14 protein-coding genes are annotated in these 17,608 nt (G+C 49.9%); 5 read left to right on the forward strand and 9 right to left on the reverse strand.

The window, feature by feature from the left end; all coding sequences use genetic code 11:
• Nucleotides 1-97: 97 nt before the first annotated feature.
• The 4 genes from NNX04_RS10885 to NNX04_RS10900 all read right to left on the reverse strand — a co-directional run bounded on the left by NNX04_RS10885 (nucleotide 98) and on the right by NNX04_RS10900 (nucleotide 5,831).
• On the reverse strand, nucleotides 98-2,335 hold the full coding sequence (locus NNX04_RS10885) for a S8 family serine peptidase (protein ID WP_261945780.1): 2,238 nt from the start codon (nucleotides 2,333-2,335) through the stop codon (nucleotides 98-100).
• A 210-nt stretch (nucleotides 2,336-2,545) separates the two neighbouring features.
• On the reverse strand, nucleotides 2,546-2,884 hold the full coding sequence (locus NNX04_RS10890) for a hypothetical protein (protein WP_261945781.1): 339 nt from the start codon (nucleotides 2,882-2,884) through the stop codon (nucleotides 2,546-2,548).
• Between the two features lie 264 nt (nucleotides 2,885-3,148).
• Nucleotides 3,149-3,586, reverse strand: coding sequence for a hypothetical protein (locus tag NNX04_RS10895; RefSeq protein ID WP_261945782.1), 438 nt, complete (start codon nucleotides 3,584-3,586; stop codon nucleotides 3,149-3,151).
• Between the two features lie 28 nt (nucleotides 3,587-3,614).
• Nucleotides 3,615-5,831: a tetratricopeptide repeat protein gene (locus NNX04_RS10900; protein ID WP_261945783.1), complete on the reverse strand. Its 2,217-nt coding sequence runs from the start codon at nucleotides 5,829-5,831 to the stop codon at nucleotides 3,615-3,617.
• A 146-nt stretch (nucleotides 5,832-5,977) separates the two neighbouring features.
• Here NNX04_RS10900 and NNX04_RS10905 point away from each other — a divergent pair, with 146 nt between their 5' ends.
• Entirely contained in the window at nucleotides 5,978-6,616 is a 639-nt protein-coding gene (locus NNX04_RS10905; RefSeq protein ID WP_007644567.1) for a Crp/Fnr family transcriptional regulator, read from the forward strand.
• 84 nt (nucleotides 6,617-6,700) lie between these two features.
• Here NNX04_RS10905 and trxC read toward each other — a convergent pair whose 3' ends face one another.
• The 4 genes from trxC to NNX04_RS10925 form a co-directional block, all read right to left on the reverse strand.
• Nucleotides 6,701-7,141, reverse strand: a complete 441-nt coding sequence (trxC, locus tag NNX04_RS10910) for a thioredoxin TrxC (protein ID WP_261945784.1) — start codon at nucleotides 7,139-7,141, stop codon at nucleotides 6,701-6,703.
• Between the two features lie 178 nt (nucleotides 7,142-7,319).
• On the reverse strand, nucleotides 7,320-8,771 hold the full coding sequence (locus tag NNX04_RS10915) for an efflux transporter outer membrane subunit (protein ID WP_261945785.1): 1,452 nt from the start codon (nucleotides 8,769-8,771) through the stop codon (nucleotides 7,320-7,322).
• Nucleotides 8,768-11,989, reverse strand: a complete 3,222-nt coding sequence (locus NNX04_RS10920; RefSeq protein WP_081489725.1) for an efflux RND transporter permease subunit — start codon at nucleotides 11,987-11,989, stop codon at nucleotides 8,768-8,770. Before NNX04_RS10920 ends, NNX04_RS10915 begins: the two co-directional genes overlap by 4 nt.
• Before the next feature lie 169 nt (nucleotides 11,990-12,158).
• Nucleotides 12,159-13,328 carry an efflux RND transporter periplasmic adaptor subunit gene (locus NNX04_RS10925; protein ID WP_261945786.1) on the reverse strand — a complete coding sequence of 390 codons (1,170 nt, stop codon included), beginning with the start codon at nucleotides 13,326-13,328 and terminating at the stop codon, nucleotides 12,159-12,161.
• 328 nt (nucleotides 13,329-13,656) lie between these two features.
• On the opposite strand from NNX04_RS10925, the gene NNX04_RS10930 reads away from it, so the two are divergent.
• Nucleotides 13,657-14,304 (forward strand): TetR/AcrR family transcriptional regulator, encoded by a 648-nt coding sequence (locus tag NNX04_RS10930; RefSeq protein WP_007644559.1) that lies wholly within the window; start codon nucleotides 13,657-13,659, stop codon nucleotides 14,302-14,304.
• An 83-nt stretch (nucleotides 14,305-14,387) separates the two neighbouring features.
• Here NNX04_RS10930 and NNX04_RS10935 read toward each other — a convergent pair whose 3' ends face one another.
• The gene (locus NNX04_RS10935; RefSeq protein WP_151054336.1) at nucleotides 14,388-14,885 is read right to left on the reverse strand and encodes an FKBP-type peptidyl-prolyl cis-trans isomerase; all 498 of its coding nucleotides are present in this window, start codon (nucleotides 14,883-14,885) and stop codon (nucleotides 14,388-14,390) included.
• A gap of 152 nt (nucleotides 14,886-15,037) precedes the next feature.
• On the opposite strand from NNX04_RS10935, the gene NNX04_RS10940 reads away from it, so the two are divergent.
• The 3 genes from NNX04_RS10940 to fabA all read left to right on the forward strand — a co-directional run bounded on the left by NNX04_RS10940 (nucleotide 15,038) and on the right by fabA (nucleotide 17,515).
• Nucleotides 15,038-15,796, forward strand: a complete 759-nt coding sequence (locus NNX04_RS10940; protein ID WP_261945787.1) for a 4'-phosphopantetheinyl transferase family protein — start codon at nucleotides 15,038-15,040, stop codon at nucleotides 15,794-15,796.
• A 65-nt stretch (nucleotides 15,797-15,861) separates the two neighbouring features.
• Nucleotides 15,862-16,824, forward strand: coding sequence for a polyprenyl synthetase family protein (locus NNX04_RS10945; protein WP_261945788.1), 963 nt, complete (start codon nucleotides 15,862-15,864; stop codon nucleotides 16,822-16,824).
• Between the two features lie 166 nt (nucleotides 16,825-16,990).
• Nucleotides 16,991-17,515 (forward strand): 3-hydroxyacyl-[acyl-carrier-protein] dehydratase FabA, encoded by a 525-nt coding sequence (gene fabA, locus NNX04_RS10950; RefSeq protein ID WP_007644553.1) that lies wholly within the window; start codon nucleotides 16,991-16,993, stop codon nucleotides 17,513-17,515.
• The last annotated feature ends 93 nt before the right edge of the window (nucleotides 17,516-17,608 follow it).

Here is a 17,608-nt window from a genome sequence, read left to right on the forward strand (position 1 = left end):
GAATTCTGCGTGCTTGACACCGCTTTGTCATCTGTTAATAAGCAAAAAAACCTGATGCCAGTATGGCATCAGGTTTTAATCGCGTCGGAGCTTGTACTTAAGGCAGAGTAAGCACCAAGCGCTTCACGCTAATCGCCTTGCTCGCTGAGCCGGTAAAGCTTTCACCGTAGGAGAGGCTGGTAGTGCTAACGCTTATGCTGGTGGAAGTAATGGCATAGCTAGGTGCTTTTACCGTCCAGCTCAGGTTTTTGGTGGCACCATCAGCAATGCTGCCCGCACTTTGGGTTTGTGCGCCGGCTACCAGCGAGAATCCCGCCGGTAAATTGATTTTGACGTTTACATTGTGCGCGTCCAAATCGCCGGTATTTTTCACCGCCACTGTGTAGGTGAAGTTGGTGCCGGTAAGTACACTCGCCGGCGCAGTGATGCTATTAGAAAAAGCTGGGCCGGTAGCGGCAACAAAATTTTCTTCGGTCGCCAGCGAGAAGGGCTCGCTGCTCGCACCATCAAAAGCACTGCTGTAAGCATATACTTTGACGACAGCCGATTGAGTCGCGGTGGCTGCTACCTGATGGACGTTGTCGCGCACGCTGGTGTCTGAATCCAACTGGCTATTGCCTGGTTCTGAATAAAGTTTCAAATCCAAATCCGACAGCGCGCGGAAACTGGTTGGCGTGGCGGCGTTGTTGTAATCCACATCGCGTTCCCACACCAGCGTTGCCTTATCGCCGTTATACATTGTGCCCTTGTAGAGCTTGAAGCTACCGGATTGCCCTTTGGGTTTTACCGAATTGGCGAAAAAGTCGTTGCGATGGAAGTGAGCGTGCGCCAAATCCAGATAGCCCCAACCGTAGGTTTTGTTCCACTCTTTACCGGTTTTTGGACCGTCATCGGCAGTGGATTGGGTGTCGCTATCCTCCCAGGAATCGGCGGTATTGATCAGCACCGCTTTAATGGAGCGCGGATCCCAGTTACCGGCATCAGTCAATAAGAGTGTCGCTGCGCCGACTTTGGGCGCCGCTGAGCTTGTGCCGCCTAGGTCGGAATAACCACCGGATGCGTTGCAGGTACGGGTTTGATTGCCCGGCGCAGACAGGTCAGGTTTTTTGCGGTTATCCACGGTTGGCCCACGGCTGCTGGAGGCGGTAATCACATCATCAGCGCGCGACACTGTATTGTTGTCCGCCATGTTTGCCACGGTGAGGCCGTTGTAGTTGGTGGCCGGCACGGTCATGGTGTTGGTGCCAAAGCCCTGATTGCCCGCTGACTTGGCCCAGTTGGTGGCGTAATCAAACACCACTCCATCCACAAAACGTGAGAGCGGATGCCAATCACTGCCGGTCGCATCACCATTACCCCAGGAGTAGTTAATCACTTCCGGATCATCGCCCGCCGAGCGCAGCATCCAATCTGCACCGGCCATAGTGGTCGCTTCATCGCCGGCATTTTCCACCAGGATGGAATCCAACCCAAAAGCCAAGCCACGACGGGTGGCATCGGTGCCCGCATACATACAGGCGACGCCGGTACCGTGATTGCCATTGCCCGCAAAATTTTCATAGAAGGTGTGGGTGTTAAGGCCGGTATGGGTTTCCAGCACACCGTCATCGATCACGCCTACATCCCAGATACCACCATCGAAACCGGTATTCCACCAGGTATCTGCACCGAGCGATGCCGCCTGATTATCCAATTCAGCTTTGCCGGGTGTGTTGTAGATAACCTCGGCTACACCTTGCAGTGCGCCAAGTTCCTTTAAAGCTGAAGCCGGGATAACAGCGCTGATGGCATTAGTTGTCACCAGTTTTTCCTGCACCTTGGCACCCAAGCGGGTGATGGCATCCAACTGCGATTCCTGCACACGGGTTACCGCCAGCTCCGATTCGCGTGCAATTTCCTGACGCACTTTGCGCATCAGGCTTTCACGCTGTTCATTGAGCGCGCGGATTTCTTTTTTATCGGCATCGGTAATGTACTGGGCCAACAACTTGCTGTGTTCGACTTCCTTGTCTTTGCTGACCAGTGTTTCCTTGGTGAGATAGCGATCGTAAATAGCCCGTACTCGCGCCGCCAAACCATCGATATCGCGCTCGTATTGCGCATTTAATTTACGGGCGATAGCGCGCTGGGGTTGCTCGCCAAAAATGATGATCACCGGCAGCGACGCCTGTTCTGCAGCCATACGCTCCAAAACAGGGTCGATACGCACCACGGTGTCAATACGGGGAACTTCGGTTTTTTTATCCGTATCTGCCAGAACTCCGCCAGCAGAACAGGAGATTGCAATCAAGATTGCATGAGTGAGTGGTTTAACAATAGCGTGAGACTTTTTCATGATGAGATCCTTCCAGATTAATAACCAAAATTTGGCACTAGGTGCCGCTCCTTTTATGCCCAGTCGCGCAACCTTTGCACTTGGACAATAGAGCCATTGTGGCCTTAACCCTGGAGGATCTCCGTATCAAAATCCGCTGGTTTTTTGTGATTTATTCACCTAAAACAATCGTTTTTCGTCATGCCCGCCAACGCGGGCATCCATAACAAATTATTTCAAAGAGGGAGCAATGCGCGCCGCCAACAAAATCAGCCCCGCAAAAATCGCCAATAACAGCCACTGGGAGCGGCCATGGGTTTGATCGTTCTGGATAAAATCCTGCAGCCCCGCGGGAGCGGCAGATTGCGCCGCAGCCAGCTCACCCACCGGCACTTCCGGCACCGACGCCACCAGAACGGCGCCCGCCGCACAGTCACGCCCGCCAGCAGGTTCCTGCACAACAGTATCACAGCCGGGCTTAACTGCCGGAATTACACTGGAAAATACGGGTACAGAGAGGGGGATTAACAGAAAAATAACAAATAAGAGGAAGAGATGAATCCGGTTCATTTGCAAGACTCCTTTGCAAGATAAGCACTTTTGCCGCAAACGTAACCGGGCGCCCTGCCAACCGGCATAACCCGACCGTCCCTGACCGACAAAACCGCTGTTCCGCTCGCCTATCCCTGCAGACGCCCTGCTACAAAAGCCACCATACCCGAACGAGAGGATGAAAACTGTGACAAATTGTTAGAGAGGGTTGTGATTTATTCACATAAAAAAAGCGACCACTGGGGGTCGCTTTTAGTTTAATTATATACCCTAAAGTAAATATTACTTCTTACGAACTATGATTTCAGGATCAAGTTCTTTTCCATTAACGATCACACCATAGTTGAACTTTAATTGACCGTTTTTGCGGTATTCCTCAACAAATTCACCCTGTTCAAAGACCTCACTAGGGACTTCAATTTTTACTACCCCACCTCTGGAAGGATTATCTATTTTACGATTGGGGCTCTTTTTGTTTTTAAAGGTCACGACAAACTCATCCGGTCCGGCAAAAAGTACTTTTTGCCCTGGTGCGACAATAATTTCTTTTGCGGCCACAAACGGAACCCCGCTTTTATCTACCCCAATACCCACTACTGCGGTATTTGTTCCTTCCATGGGATAAACAGTATGATGATTTTTAATTTCTGAACTGACAACTGAACAACCTGCAATAACAAAAACTCCACACAGTGCAATTGACTTGATAAAGATATGCATACTAAACCTCCCGGTTTATGAAATGTAGTTAATGACTCCGATCAAATAAATCACTAAATCTTGGCTCCTTTAATACCGAAAAGTCAGGATTAGCGAGTAACAATTTATCTGAATAGCCTGCGTCAAGCAATTTCTTAGTGTAGCGTTTAATATCCTCAACGTCGCCTGCCGCAACAGAAACTCTCAAGTTTACTGACAGCGACTCAATACTACTTGAATCTAATCTATTGACAGAAAAAATCACCTCTTTAGCTTGCAAAATATCTCCAAAATATACCAATGCTATTGCTTTGTATCTGTAACACTTTGCGAGACTAGGATTAATAGTTATATCTTCGTCAGCATAATGGATTGCACTATTAAAATAAAAATCAGCTTTTCCCTTTTGATCAGCAATAAATTTATAAGCATCTGCCACATGTGCCAGAATTTGGCAGTTTGTAGGCTCAAGACGCAGCGCTTTTTCATACATTTCAGCTGCCTTAAAAAAATCGCCAGACAAATAATAAATACTTCCCATATTGGAAAAAACCGCACTATCAGGCTCAATCCGGGCAGCGCTTTCAAGATATTTTACAGCAACAGATAGCTCTCCTTTTAATAGATACATAGCCGCGATATTATTTAAAACTGAGAAATTCTCAGGAACCATATTTATTATTTCTTTATATATTTTTATGGCTTCATCATAGCGTCCATTTTTGAATAAAAAATATCCGTAACCATCATATAGAATCCACTCTTTTGGATTGTTTTTTAAAAATTCCAAATACATTTTCTCAGCAGCTTTAATATCACCTTTAAAACTATAGGCCGCCGCAAGAGCGGCCAACACACCAACATCGCGAGAATTAATCGATTCAGCCTTTTTTAAAAACTCAATAGCTTTAACAGTCTGACCTGTTTCTGTATATATTTTCCCAATTGTCTTATAGGCTTTCAAAGACATTTGATCTTGAGAGATGGCTAGCAGACAAAATTTTTCAGCCTCACCAAGCCATCTTGCAGCCCCAATCAACTCATATTTCTGCCTGTAGGCCTCACACAAACCGGCATTTGCTAGAGAAAAATAATTATCATGAACCAATGCTTGATTAAAATTTTGGATTGCAATATCGAAGTTCTCTAGAGAAGAAGGTTTTTCAAGGTATTCCAAGCCCTGCAAATAATAATCATAAGCCGTAACATCGCCCGTCAACCTCAAAGGTGCAGGCCGAAAGTTTTGCAAGCCAAATTCATCCGCCAAATAGCGCGCAATTTCCCCTACCAACCTATCCTGCAAAATAAAAATATCCTGATAGGTGCCGTCCAATTTTCCACCGGCGATTTGCACATTATCTTTGCGGCGAAATAAACGGTAGGCGATGCGGAGATTATCGCCGAGCCGTTGCACGCTGCCTTCCAAACGAATCGGTGCGTGAATACCTTCTTTGGCATCCACAATATAAACATCGCGCATATCCGCTAATTGCGAGCGCACCGCTTCGGTTATCCCAGCAGAGAAATAATCGGCATCAGCTTTTTCATTCATTAAATTTTGGAAGTCGGCGATCTCCACATAGTTGGCGGCATAACCCGGCACCAACCAGCGCGGAACAAAATAAAAACCGGCGGCGATAAACGCGAGCAAACAAGCGGTTAATGGGTAGCGATAGGCGATAATTTTTTTATTGAGGCCGCGCAGAAAATAATGCAGGTGATCACGCCAATTTATGCCAGCGGGCTTGATAAGGTAAACCCGAATTTTTTGTTCGATATTTTTTAACGCCTGCACCCCCAGGCGTTTGGCGGGCGCCGAAAGGCTGTAACGGATTTCATCGTATACGGTTTGCGAAATGCAAATACCGTCGGCAACGGCGAGGGGCTCCAAGCGGGCGGCGATATTTACTGTGTCACCAAAAACCGCATTGTCGCGCAGTGCAACTTCACCTTTGTGCAAGCCGATACGGGTTTGCAGGCGCGGTAATTTTTTGTCGCGCAGTGTATTAAAGGTTTGCAGATGTTGTTGAATGGCAATGGCGGCAGCGGTCGCACTGGCAGCGGTGTCAAAACGCGCAAAAATCGCATCGCCAATACATTCCACTAATTGGCCACCCTGGGCTTCAATATGGGAGAGTAATATATTGCGATATTCGCCCAGCATGTCTATCGCCATGGCCTCATTGCGCCCCATAAGGCGCGAATAGCCGACGATATCCGTGAACATGAGAGTCTGTTCACAATGGCGTGAATCTGCAGCAGCCATAGGCCGATAGCTCTCCGTGCGACAATAGGGGAAATTTAAAACGGAATTATGATCCTTGCCCGGCAAAAATGGGCATAAGTAGTAGCGATTATTGTGTGTTTTGATGACAATAACAATTCATTTTCTTTACTGGGAACTAGACCACCATGTTGCAGAGCGTCCGTTTATTCGCCGCCGTTCCAGCGCACTATCTTGCGCAGCTGGAAAAACACAGTGTATTGCGCAAGTACCCTAAAAATACCGTATTGGTTACCGAGGGGGATGAGTCAAGCCATTTGTACGTAATTCGCAAAGGTACGGTGAGCGCCTACTTAACCAATGATGAAGGACGCCAGGTAAATTTAAATTACATGCAGGATGGCGATTACTTTGGAGAGTTGTCGCTACTGGACGGCCAACCACGCTCGGCCTCGGTAATCACCCTGAGCGATTGTGAAGTGCTGATGCTGCCCAAAGCCAGCGTGCATGAGCTGATGCGCGAGTACCCCGACTTCGCATTAATGATGCTTACCGAACTGACCCGCCGCGTGCGCGAACTGACCGATAGCGTAAAAGATTTAGCCTTGCTGGATGTGTATGGACGCGTGAGCAGCACGCTGGAAAAATTATCGGATGAGGACAAACGTATCCACAACCCGAAAGTGACCCATCAGGACATAGCGAATATGGTGGGTTCGTCGCGTGAAATGGTGAGCCGGATTATGAAACAATTATTGATTGGCGGTTACATAGAGCAGTGCACGGGGTATATCGAAATTAAAAAAAATCTGCCGCGATATTGGTAAATTTTTAGCCACTCACTGCGTGATTCCCGATAAAAAAAGCCAGCGAAAATGCTGGCTTTTTACTTGTTAATTGATTGTTTTGGCTTAGCTAAATGCCCCCACCTGCACCAACCAGGTTTTTAATTGCTGCATGGACATAGCGCCAGATACACGCTGCACTTCTTTACCGCCTTTAAATAAAATCAGCGTTGGAATACTGCGAATTCCCCAGCGCTGGGCAATAGAAGGAACCGCTTCAGTATTTAATTTTGCGCAGCGCAAATAGGGTTCGGATTGCGCCGCCAACTGCTCAAACACGGGCGCAAAACTTTGGCAGGGGCCGCACCAGGGCGCCCAGCAATCCACTAACACCGGGATATCATTTTTCTCCAAGGTGTTGGCAACATTGCCCGGATTTAATTCCAGCGGCTTGCCCACAAACAGGGGGCGTTTGCATTTACCGCAATTGGGCTTATCGGTGAGCCGTTCGGAGGGTAAACGGTTAGTGGCAAAACAATGGGGGCAATTAATTTGAACCGGGTTCATAGAATATCCACACCTTAACAGGCAATAAAAAACGTGAAATGGGCCCTAGCCAATAAATTTCAAGCAGCCGTAAGTATAGCGCCCCACACAAAAAAGCCCATGACTGTAAGGGGACAGCCACGGGCAAAAAAGGAAAACTATTCAGGGATTGCAACAATAACTACTGGCGATAAATAAACTAATTGCGTGTAGCCAGCGCCGATTGCTGGGCAAATTCCCAACCACCACCAAGGGATTTATACACCGCAATCAAATTTAGCAGCACCTGCATATCACTCTGCGCCAATTGTGCACTCACGGTTAATTGCGACCGCTCCGCATCCAACACCGTCAGAAAATCGCTGCTCCCCACTTCAAAACGCTTGCGGGCAAATACCGCTGCTTGATTGCTCGCCTGTAAGGCGCGCTGCAAGGTGGTGCGGCGCTCTTCTTCGCGGGTAAAGTTTTGCAGTGCACTGTCGGTTTCCGCTAATGCAGTAAGCACCTGTTGCTCAAACTCGGCGATACGCGCCTGGGTACGGGCATCAGCCGCATCAATTTGCGCATCTACCCTGCCCAGATTAAATGCTGCCCATTGAATGCGCGGCGAGAATAAAAAGGTATCGGTATTGCTATTGCCCACGCGTGTCCAATCGCTGGATAAATAACCCAAGCCACCTGTGAACGTGACGCTCGGATACAAATCCGCTACGCGAATATTGTATTCCGCTACTGCACCCGCCAGCGCTTGTTCGGCGCGGCGAATATCGGGCCGACGTTTTAATAAATCTGTCGGGTTACCCACCGCAAAGGAGGCAGGAATCTGCGGCAGCGATTTCACCAGCGCCAAGGCCGTTTTTAATTCCGCCGACGGCGTCCCGGTTAAAACACCAATGCGATTCAAGGCAATATTAATCTCCGCATTTAACGCAGGAATACTGGCGCGGGTCAATTCCAGCTGCGCCTCGGCACGCGCCACATCCAGTTGATCGCCACGCCCCACTTCAGAAAAACGTTGGGCAAGTTCCAAAGTTTCCTGTTGGTTGAGCACATTGCGCAGCGCGACATCCAACAAATATTGATTGCCACGCAAGCTGATATAGGCACCGGCAACTTCCGCCGCAATGCTAACCTGCGCCGCGTGTAAATCAGCTTCGCGTGCGGCGAGCTGTGCTTTGGATAATTTCACACCGTTGCGGACACGACCGAAAATATCCAGCTCCCAGCTTGCATCAAAACCGGCCTGATAGGTCTCACTGATACGTGAATCCACATCGCCCACAATATCTGCACTCTGCTTTTGACGCGTGCCACTCACACTGGCTTCAATTGTGGGATAGCGATCCAACTTGCTGTTGCGCAGCAACGCGCGGGATTCCGCCAGCGATGCCTGCGCAATACGGATGGAATGATTTTGTTGCAGCGAATTGGCAATTAATTGATTCAACTGCTCATCATTTAATTGCGCCCACCATGCCGCAACCGGCTGCTGCTCACTGGCCGACGCAGGCAATACAAATGCTGCCGGCGCCGGCTGAATCTGTGCGAGCTGCGCAGACTGCTCAACCGATTTAAAACTGTGACAGGCGCTGATCATGGCGGGCAACACAGCGACAACAAAACCTTTTATAAAAACTGATGAAATATTCATGATTGCAACTCCTTATGGTTTGCAACGGCAGGCGTATCGGTATGCACTGGTGCGGGTGAAAACTCTTCTTTCCCCTCAACTTTATAACTGCGTTTACCTTCCAGCTTGCGCAACAGCACATAGAACATCGGCGTAAAAAACAGACCAAAGAAAGTCACGCCCAACATGCCGGAGAAAACGGCTATACCCATCACACTGCGCATTTCGGCACCGGCGCCAGTGGAGAACACCATCGGTAATACACCCATAATAAACGCGAAAGAGGTCATTAATATCGGGCGTAGCCGCATACGGCTGGCGGTAATGGCCGCCTCATAGGTTGCCATGCCGCGCTGCTCTAATTCGCGCGCAAACTCCACAATCAAAATGGCGTTTTTGCTGGCGAGACCGGCGAGTACAAACAAACTAATTTGGGTGAAGATATTGTTGTCGCCGTTGGTAATCCACACACCAAAAAGTGCAGACAAAATGGAGAGCGGAACAATAGTCACCACTACCAGTGGCAATGCCAAACTTTCATACTGTGCGGCCAGCACCAGGAACACCAACAACAGACACAGCGGCAAAATATAAATCGCAGTATTGCCTGCCAGTACTTCTTGATAAGTTAAATCAGTCCATTCATACACAATGCCACTGGGCAACACTTCATCGAGAATTTCATCAATCGCATCCTGCGCTTGACCACTGGAATAGCCAGGCGCGGCGTTACCGTTAATATCCGCTGCTAAATAGCCGTTGTAGTGCGCGGCACTTTCAGGACCGTAACTTTCTTCCATGGTCAACACCGAACCCAAGGGCACCATATCGCCTTGCACATTACGCACTTTTAAATTCAGTGCATCCGCCGGGGTATTGCGATACTCCGCATCTGCCTGGGCGATAACCTGATAGGTGCGACCAAATTGATTGAAATCATTGACATAAAGCGAACCCAAATAGATTTGCATAGTGTCAAAAATTTCTTTCACATTCAGGCCGAGCTGTTTGGCTTTGGTGCGATCCACATCGGCATACAATTGCGGCACATTGATTTTGTAGTTGGAAAACACACTGGCTAATTCCGGGCGCTGCATGGCTTTTTGTTGCACTTGCGCCACAACTTCTGCCAGCTTTTCGTAACCCAAACCAGCGCGGTCCTCAATTTGCAATTTAAACCCGCCCGTGGTTCCCAAACCGCGCACTGGCGGAGGCGGGAATACCGCAATAAAGGCCTCTTCGATACCGGCAAATTTCATTTGCAGCTTTTGCGAAATAGCCGCGGCCGATAAATCTGCACCATTGCGCTCATCAAATGCATCCAGCGTTAAAAACACAATGCCGGCACTGGAGCTATTGGTGAAACCATTAATACTCAAGCCTGGAAATTGCACTGCACTTTCCACACCGGCTTCGGCCAAACCAATTTCACCCATTTCACGGATGACTTGCTCAGTGCGCGCCAGAGTGGCGCCATCGGGCAGCTGGGCGAAAGCGATTAAATATTGTTTATCCTGCGCGGGCACAAATCCTTTGGGAATAATATTAAAACCGACCGCCGTCACCGCCAGCAGCACCGCATAAACGCCTACAGCCATTGCTTTGCGGCCTAATAATTTCCCAACTTTGGTTGAGTAATCACCGGAGGCGCGATTAAAACTGCGATTAAACCAACCAAAAAAGCGACCAAAGAGTTTATCCATAATGCGCGTCAGGCGATCTTTGGGTGCATCGTGACTTTTTAACAAAATCGCCGCTAATGCCGGACTTAATGTCAGCGAGTTAATGGCAGAGATCACGGTAGAGATTGCAATAGTTAACGCAAATTGTTGATAGAACTGTCCGGTCAAACCACTCACAAAGGCGATAGGCACAAACACGGCAACCAGGGTCAATGAAATTGCAATAATCGGCCCGCTCACTTCCTGCATGGCTTTATAAGTAGCCGCAAGCGGCGTTAACCCTTCTTCAATATTTCGCTCCACGTTTTCCACTACCACGATGGCATCGTCCACCACGATGCCAATCGCCAACACCAAACCGAACAGTGACAAGGTATTAATCGAAAAACCAAAGGCCCACATCAACGAAAAGGTACCGATGATTGAAACAGGAACGGCAAGCAGCGGAATAATGGATGCGCGCCAGGTTTGCAAAAATAAAATCACTACCACCACGACTAATGCCAGCGCTTCGAGCAAGGTTTTGATTACCGCGCTGATGGAGCTTTTTACAAAAATAGTAGGGTCGTAAACGACTTTATATTCCACCCCCGCCGGAAAACGCTCGGATAATTGCGCCATGGTTGAGCGCACCGCATCGGAAATTTGAATGGCATTAGCACCGGGCGATTGGAAAATAGGAATCGCCACCGCCGGTTGGTTATCCAACATGGCATTCAAACTAAATTCTGACGCACCCATTTCAATGCGCGCCACATCTTTCAAGCGAGTAATTTCGCCAGTAGCGCCCGCGCGGATAATAATTTCGCCAAATTCTTCCGGATTATCCAAACGCCCCTTGGCATTGATGGGCAACTGCACATCCACCAAATCAGTAACCGGCGCGCCGCCAATCATACCGGCCGCGACTTGCACGTTTTGTTCGCGAATCGCGTTAACAACATCATTCGCAGTGAGATTTTTTTCGGCGATGGTTTCCGGATTCAACCAAATACGCATAGCATAATCGCCCGAACCAAACAATCGCACCTGGCCTACACCGGTCACTTTGGCGAGTTCATCTTTAATATTCATGAGCGCATAGTTACGCAAATAAAGTTCGTCGTAACTTTTATCCGGCGAAATTAAATGCACCACCATGGTTAAATCGGGCGAGCTTTTTACCACGGTAACACCGCGCTGGCGGGTGACATCCGGCAAACGTGGCAGCGCTTGGGAAACACGGTTTTGCACCATCTGCTGCGCAAGGTCAACATCGGTGCCTATTTTAAAAGTGACGGTCAAGGTCAAGCGGCCATCGGTAGTGGCCTGTGAAAACATGTACAACATATTTTCAGTGCCCGCCAATTGCTCCTCCAAGGGCGTAGCAACCGTTTCAGCAATGACTTTCGGGTTAGCGCCAGGGTAGGACGCACTCACCACCACCGAAGGTGGCGATACATCCGGGTATTCCGATATAGGCAATTGAAACATGGCGAGTAAACCGGCGATAAAAATCAACAGTGAAATCACGCCGGCAAAAATGGGACGATCCACAAAAAATTTGGATATGTTCATGGTGAGCCTGCTTGCAAATGGGCCAAAAAATAAATTTGAAAATAGCTGCGAAAATAAATCTAATGCGAGAGAAAAATAGTGAATTAACCGATGAGTTTGGAGAGCACCGGTGCCGAACACCGATGCAACTCATTACAAAAACGATTGGGATTAAATGCGCGTGCTGCTATTAATGACTGGATGCCACCGCTGCCGCAGTACCCGCTTGTGTCACACTCGGATTGACTACACTATTCGGTCGCACATGGGACAGGCCATTCACAATCACCTTATCGCCCGCAGCAACACCGGCCACTATGACGCGCTGCCCCTGGTGATGCTCACCCAAGGTGATTTCTTTGTAGGTGGCGGTATTATTTTCATCCACCACCAACACAAACTTTTTACTTTGATTGGTGCCAATTGCACGCTCGGGCACTAACAACGCCTGAATTTTTTCCGCCGAACCCAAACGCACATTGGCAAACATACCTGCGGTTAACGCGCCATCTTTATTATCAAAAATAGCGCGGGCGCGAATGGTGCCGCTGTTGGTATCCAGGCGATTATCAAAGGCGGAAATATTGCCGTTGTAGGTGACACTGCTATCGCTGGCGAGCGTTAACTCTACTGGCATGTCCTGCGTATTTTTGGTGTTGCGCACGAACTGGATGTAAGTGGCTTCATCCACATTAAATTCGGCGTAGAGTTTGTCGTTAGCCACAATTTGCGTGAGCAGTGGTGCGTTGGCTCCCGCCTCTACCACATTGCCCACCGTTAATTCCGCACGACCAACACGACCGCTAATCGGCGCACTAATGTGGGCGTATTCCAAATCCAGCTTTGCTTGGCTTAAGGCCGCCTCCGCTTGTTTTACATCGGCTTGCGCAACTTGATGGGTACTGAACGCGGAGTCGTAAATACTTTGCGACACCAGCTTGGCAGCGATTAATTGTTGGGCGCGATTCAATTCATCCTGTGCGAGTTTGGCTCGGGACTGGGCCGTGGCTAATTGCGCTTGGGCGCGCTGCACCGATGCCTGATGGGGGCGCGGATCAATGACAAACAGTGGCTGACCTTTTTTCACTTGCTGGCCTTCAGTAAACAGTACTTGCTGGATGGTGCCGCTCACCAAGGGCTTGATGGCCGCACTTTCAACCGGCGCCAAACGGCCGGAGAAACTGGCCCAGGTGCGGATCTCTTGCGGTTCCAAAATCACTACATCCACCGCTGGCGCAGGTGGTACGGCCGCAGCTGCCGAGGCCTCCACACCAGTGACATGATAAAAACCAACGATACCTGTGAGTATGGCCAATGCGCTGAGGGTTAAAAACTTGCGGGGGAAAATTGTGCTACTCATGATAGTCTCCTGTTGCTCCTGAGCAAATCAATGCCAAGCTAAAACTCCCTGGACACAAAATCGGCGGGGTTAAACCGGTCATTTCGCAAAACTATACATACCGGTAGGTATGGAGGTCAACATTTTTTTAATTTTGTTGATTATTCCCACCCCAATAGCAGGCAACAAAATTCATAAACGTGAGAAAAATCAAGGACTTTAGCCTATAAAGCGAAGGTAAGCGCGGTAACACAACTGACATACTGCCCTGTTGTGGAGCAAGCTTGTGATTGAAAAACATACCGGCCGGTATCATAATAACCATAACGTTTGTACGAGAATCCAGCTTATGAGCACTACAGATACCCGCACTTTGCTACTGGAAACCGCGCTGAACCTGATCTGGAACAGCAACTACAACTCTGTGGGCGTGAATGAAATTTGCAAACAAGCGGGCGTGACCAAGGGTAGCTTCTATCACCACTTTGAATCCAAGGCGGAGCTATTTTGTGAGGCAACCTCCCACCATTGGGATCAAATCCGCCAGGATTTGGACTGTATTCTCTCGCCCATTAATTCGCCGCTGGAACAGCTGGAGAACTGGCTGCAATTTATTTACATCAACAAGGTAGGCGAAGATAAAGACAACGTTCCCGGTTGTGCGCTGTTTAGCGCAGGTATGCAGACTGGTTGTGGCGACACGCGCATTACCGACACCTTGCAACTCATGACCGAACGCGGTGCGAAATACAATCAAGCGCTGGTGCGCAGCTTAAAAAATGGCAATTATTTACTGGAATCGCCGGAGCAGGACATAGAACAAATTGCGCGCCTGATGCAGCAGTATGTGCAAGGCGCAATTAGCCACGCGCAAGTGACACGCAATATCGATAATGTAAAACAGGATTTGCCGCAGGGCATTTACCGTTTGATTGGCTTGAAACCGGAATATTGGTACAGCGCCAAACCCACCTGGCCCTGCACCCAAGCAGCCTAACATTTACGGCGGCACCACCAACAAATCTGCATAAAAAAGCCCGCAACCAGTGCGGGCTTTTTTATGCGCAACGCGCGAAAAAATTAGTCGTGGTGATGACCGCCAACGCCATGCGCATGGCCATGCGCCAGCTCTTCCGCGGTTGCATCGCGCACCTCAACCACTTCCAATTCGAAGTCGAGATTTTTGCCGGCAAGTGGGTGATTGCTGTCGATATCGACATTGAATTTACCCACTTTTAATACCACGGCATCCCAGGGACCGTGCTGGGTATTTACCGCGACTTTCATGCCGGGTTTGATTTTGTTTTTGATTTTTTCGTAGCCCAGCAAATGTTTGATGGGAATGCGTTGGGTCGCGTTTTCCTGACGCACACCATACCCCTGTTCGGGAGTCAGATTTACGGTGACTTTATCGCCTGCTTGTTTGCCTTCCAATGCGGCTTCTAATGCCGCCAGCAAGCCACTGTGTCCGTGTAAATAAAGAGTTGGGTCTGACTCGTAAGAAGTTTCGAGCAGTTCACCGCCCGTTTCGCTCAGGCGATAGTGAAAGCTGACAACTTTGTCGGCACTGATTTGCATAACAACTCCAAAAGATTGGCTGTAAATAGCGGAAATGGGTCGAGGGGTTTTGAGGGCGCGAATTAGAGCACAAAAGCGGGCGCAGGCACAATTTAGCAGGCGCAGAGCAAGTCGCGTATCATCTCGCCACCACCCAAGCCCGACAGCGAACCATGCGCAAACCGAATTCCCCCTTGCCATCCCCAGTGTTTTCCCCCCCCATATCCTTGGGTGAAGAACAGGTACACCTGTGGCTGCTGGATTTGCGTCGAATAGACGAACATCACCTCGCTCTCGCCCACAGCATTATGAGCACAGCAGAGCACACGCGGGCGCAGACATTTAAGCGCGACAAAGATAATTATCTCGCCAGTCGCTGGCTGCTGCGCAGCTGCCTTGCGCGTTACACCGGCATGCCCGCAGGTGATATAACTTTTGCACACACCGACAAGGGCAAACCCTTTATCCCGCACAGCGATATTCAATTCAGCCTGAGCCATAGCGGCCATTGGGCAGTGCTTGCTATCGCCCGGGGCATGCAAGTAGGTATCGACCTGGAGGCTAGCCAGCGTCAGCGTGCGATCCTGAATATCGCCGAGCGCTACTATCATCCATTGGAATATGCGCAACTCAGGGCACTGCCGGCAGAACCACAGGCGGATTATTTTTATCGCCTCTGGACGCTGAAAGAAGCGTTTTTCAAAGCGCTGGGCACCGGCATTTCAGCCGGGCTGGAAAAGATTCAATTTGCACTGCACAGCACTGCCGACCAACCCGCTATTGATGCCCGTCTTGACCCGCAGCTTACTCATAGCACCTGGCAATTTGAGCAGTGGCAATTAGCCGAAGGCGAGTTAGTTGCGCTCGCCTATGCCGCGCCACAGGTGGTGCCATGCCTTTGGTTTGATGCACTGGCGCCAGCTTTTCCTTGACTCTGCATCGCCCGCTGCTAGCATTGCCGCCACTATTTTCCCTCTCTGATAAATAAGAAAAGCCCATGTTGCCATTTCATCAGGCCGTCAAAGACGACTTCAGCGCAGTCAACCAACTGATCATCGATAAACTCCACTCCGATGTTGGCCTGGTCGAGAATATTGGCCATTACCTGGTTGAAGCGGGCGGCAAGCGCCTGCGTCCCCTGCTGGTGCTGCTCACCGCCAATGCACTGGGTTATAAGGGTAAGGATCACTTGTCGCTTGCGGCAATTATCGAATTTATCCACACCGCTACCTTGCTGCACGACGATGTGGTGGATATGTCCAACCTGCGCCGCGGGCGCCCCACCGCCAATGCCGAATGGGGCAACGCACCCAGCGTATTGGTTGGTGATTTCCTCTATTCGCGCGCCTTTCAGATGATGGTGGCGATTGGCAATATGGATGTGATGGCGATCCTCAGCGATACCACCAATATCATCGCCGAGGGTGAAGTGCAGCAGTTGGTTAACGCCAAAGACCCCAATGTGAACGAGGAAAACTACTTCCGCGTGATCGACAAAAAAACTGCCATTTTGTTTGCTGCCGCCTGCGAAGTGGCCGCCGCCCATTGCGGTGGTAGCGCGGCACAACGCGAAGCCGTACGCCTTTATGGCCGTCATGTAGGTGTTGCCTTCCAATTGGTAGATGACGCACTGGACTACACCGGTGATGCCGCTACTCTGGGTAAAAATGTGGGTGATGACCTGGCCGAAGGCAAACCCACCCTGCCCCTGATTTACGCCATGCGCACCGGTACCGCGGCGCAAGCCGAATTGATCGCCACCGCGATTCGCAACGGCGATGCCACCCAACTGCCAGCCATTTTGGAAATCGTACAAGCAACCGGTGGCATGACTTACACACTGGATGCTGCCAAAGCGCAAGTTAAGGCCGCCATCGCACAACTGCAACACCTGCCGAACAACATCTATACCCAGGCGATGAAGGAACTGGCTGAGTTCTCTCTGGCACGCAGTTTTTAAGCCCATTCACGGCGAGCGCTACCCAAAGAAACAAATTCATGGGCAGTGCGCGGTGCACAAGCAACGGCTGCCCGTCTAACTGGACAACTGAGCCACAGCGGTTAGAATGGCGCACTTTTGCGCGACGGCTCCGCCCTCGCCATCATTAACAACCTGAGTAATTTCAATGACCACCTTTGAACCACAAAGCTCCTACAGCCGTGAAGAACTGTTGAAATGCGGCGACGGCCTGCTGTTTGGCCCAGGCAACGCTCAATTGCCCAAACCTAATATGCTGATGCTGGATCGCATTGTTCATATCAGCCACACCGGCGGTGAATTTGGCAAGGGCGAAATTGTGGCCGAATTGGATATCTCCCCCGACTTGTGGTTCTTTGACTGCCACTTCCCCGGCGACCCGGTAATGCCCGGCTGTTTGGGGCTGGATGCTATGTGGCAATTGGTGGGATTCTTCCTCGGCTGGAAAGGCAACCAGGGTCGCGGTCGCGCACTGGGTTGCGGCGAACTGAAATTCACCGGCCAAATCCTGCCCACCGCCAAGAAAGTGACCTACCATATCAACTTGAAGCGTGTGATCGAGCGCAAGCTGATTATGGGGATCGCTGATGGCCGCGTATCCTGCGATGGCAAAGACATCTATTTTGCAAACGATTTGCGTGTTGGCCTGTTCCAGAACACCGACAGCTTCTAATCAGCCGACTCATCTGCGCGACTGTTACAAACCGCACAACAAAAACAAGCCATAAAACAAGGAGTGAGCAGCGAGCCCCCTGTGGCATACTGA

It is taken from the genome of Cellvibrio sp. QJXJ, assembly GCF_024452345.1.
GTDB lineage: Bacteria > Pseudomonadota > Gammaproteobacteria > Pseudomonadales > Cellvibrionaceae > Cellvibrio.

Coding starts and splice junctions, on each gene's coding strand:
- NNX04_RS10885 (WP_261945780.1), bottom strand. CDS start 2,335: ATGAAAAAGTCTCACGCTATTGTTAAACCACTCACTCATGCAATCTTG.
- NNX04_RS10890 (WP_261945781.1), bottom strand. CDS start 2,884: ATGAACCGGATTCATCTCTTCCTCTTATTTGTTATTTTTCTGTTAATC.
- NNX04_RS10895 (WP_261945782.1), bottom strand. CDS start 3,586: ATGCATATCTTTATCAAGTCAATTGCACTGTGTGGAGTTTTTGTTATT.
- NNX04_RS10900 (WP_261945783.1), bottom strand. CDS start 5,831: ATGGCTGCTGCAGATTCACGCCATTGTGAACAGACTCTCATGTTCACG.
- NNX04_RS10905 (WP_007644567.1), top strand. CDS start 5,978: ATGTTGCAGAGCGTCCGTTTATTCGCCGCCGTTCCAGCGCACTATCTT.
- trxC (WP_261945784.1), bottom strand. CDS start 7,141: ATGAACCCGGTTCAAATTAATTGCCCCCATTGTTTTGCCACTAACCGT.
- NNX04_RS10915 (WP_261945785.1), bottom strand. CDS start 8,771: ATGAATATTTCATCAGTTTTTATAAAAGGTTTTGTTGTCGCTGTGTTG.
- NNX04_RS10920 (WP_081489725.1), bottom strand. CDS start 11,989: ATGAACATATCCAAATTTTTTGTGGATCGTCCCATTTTTGCCGGCGTG.
- NNX04_RS10925 (WP_261945786.1), bottom strand. CDS start 13,328: ATGAGTAGCACAATTTTCCCCCGCAAGTTTTTAACCCTCAGCGCATTG.
- NNX04_RS10930 (WP_007644559.1), top strand. CDS start 13,657: ATGAGCACTACAGATACCCGCACTTTGCTACTGGAAACCGCGCTGAAC.
- NNX04_RS10935 (WP_151054336.1), bottom strand. CDS start 14,885: ATGCAAATCAGTGCCGACAAAGTTGTCAGCTTTCACTATCGCCTGAGC.
- NNX04_RS10940 (WP_261945787.1), top strand. CDS start 15,038: ATGCGCAAACCGAATTCCCCCTTGCCATCCCCAGTGTTTTCCCCCCCC.
- NNX04_RS10945 (WP_261945788.1), top strand. CDS start 15,862: ATGTTGCCATTTCATCAGGCCGTCAAAGACGACTTCAGCGCAGTCAAC.
- fabA (WP_007644553.1), top strand. CDS start 16,991: ATGACCACCTTTGAACCACAAAGCTCCTACAGCCGTGAAGAACTGTTG.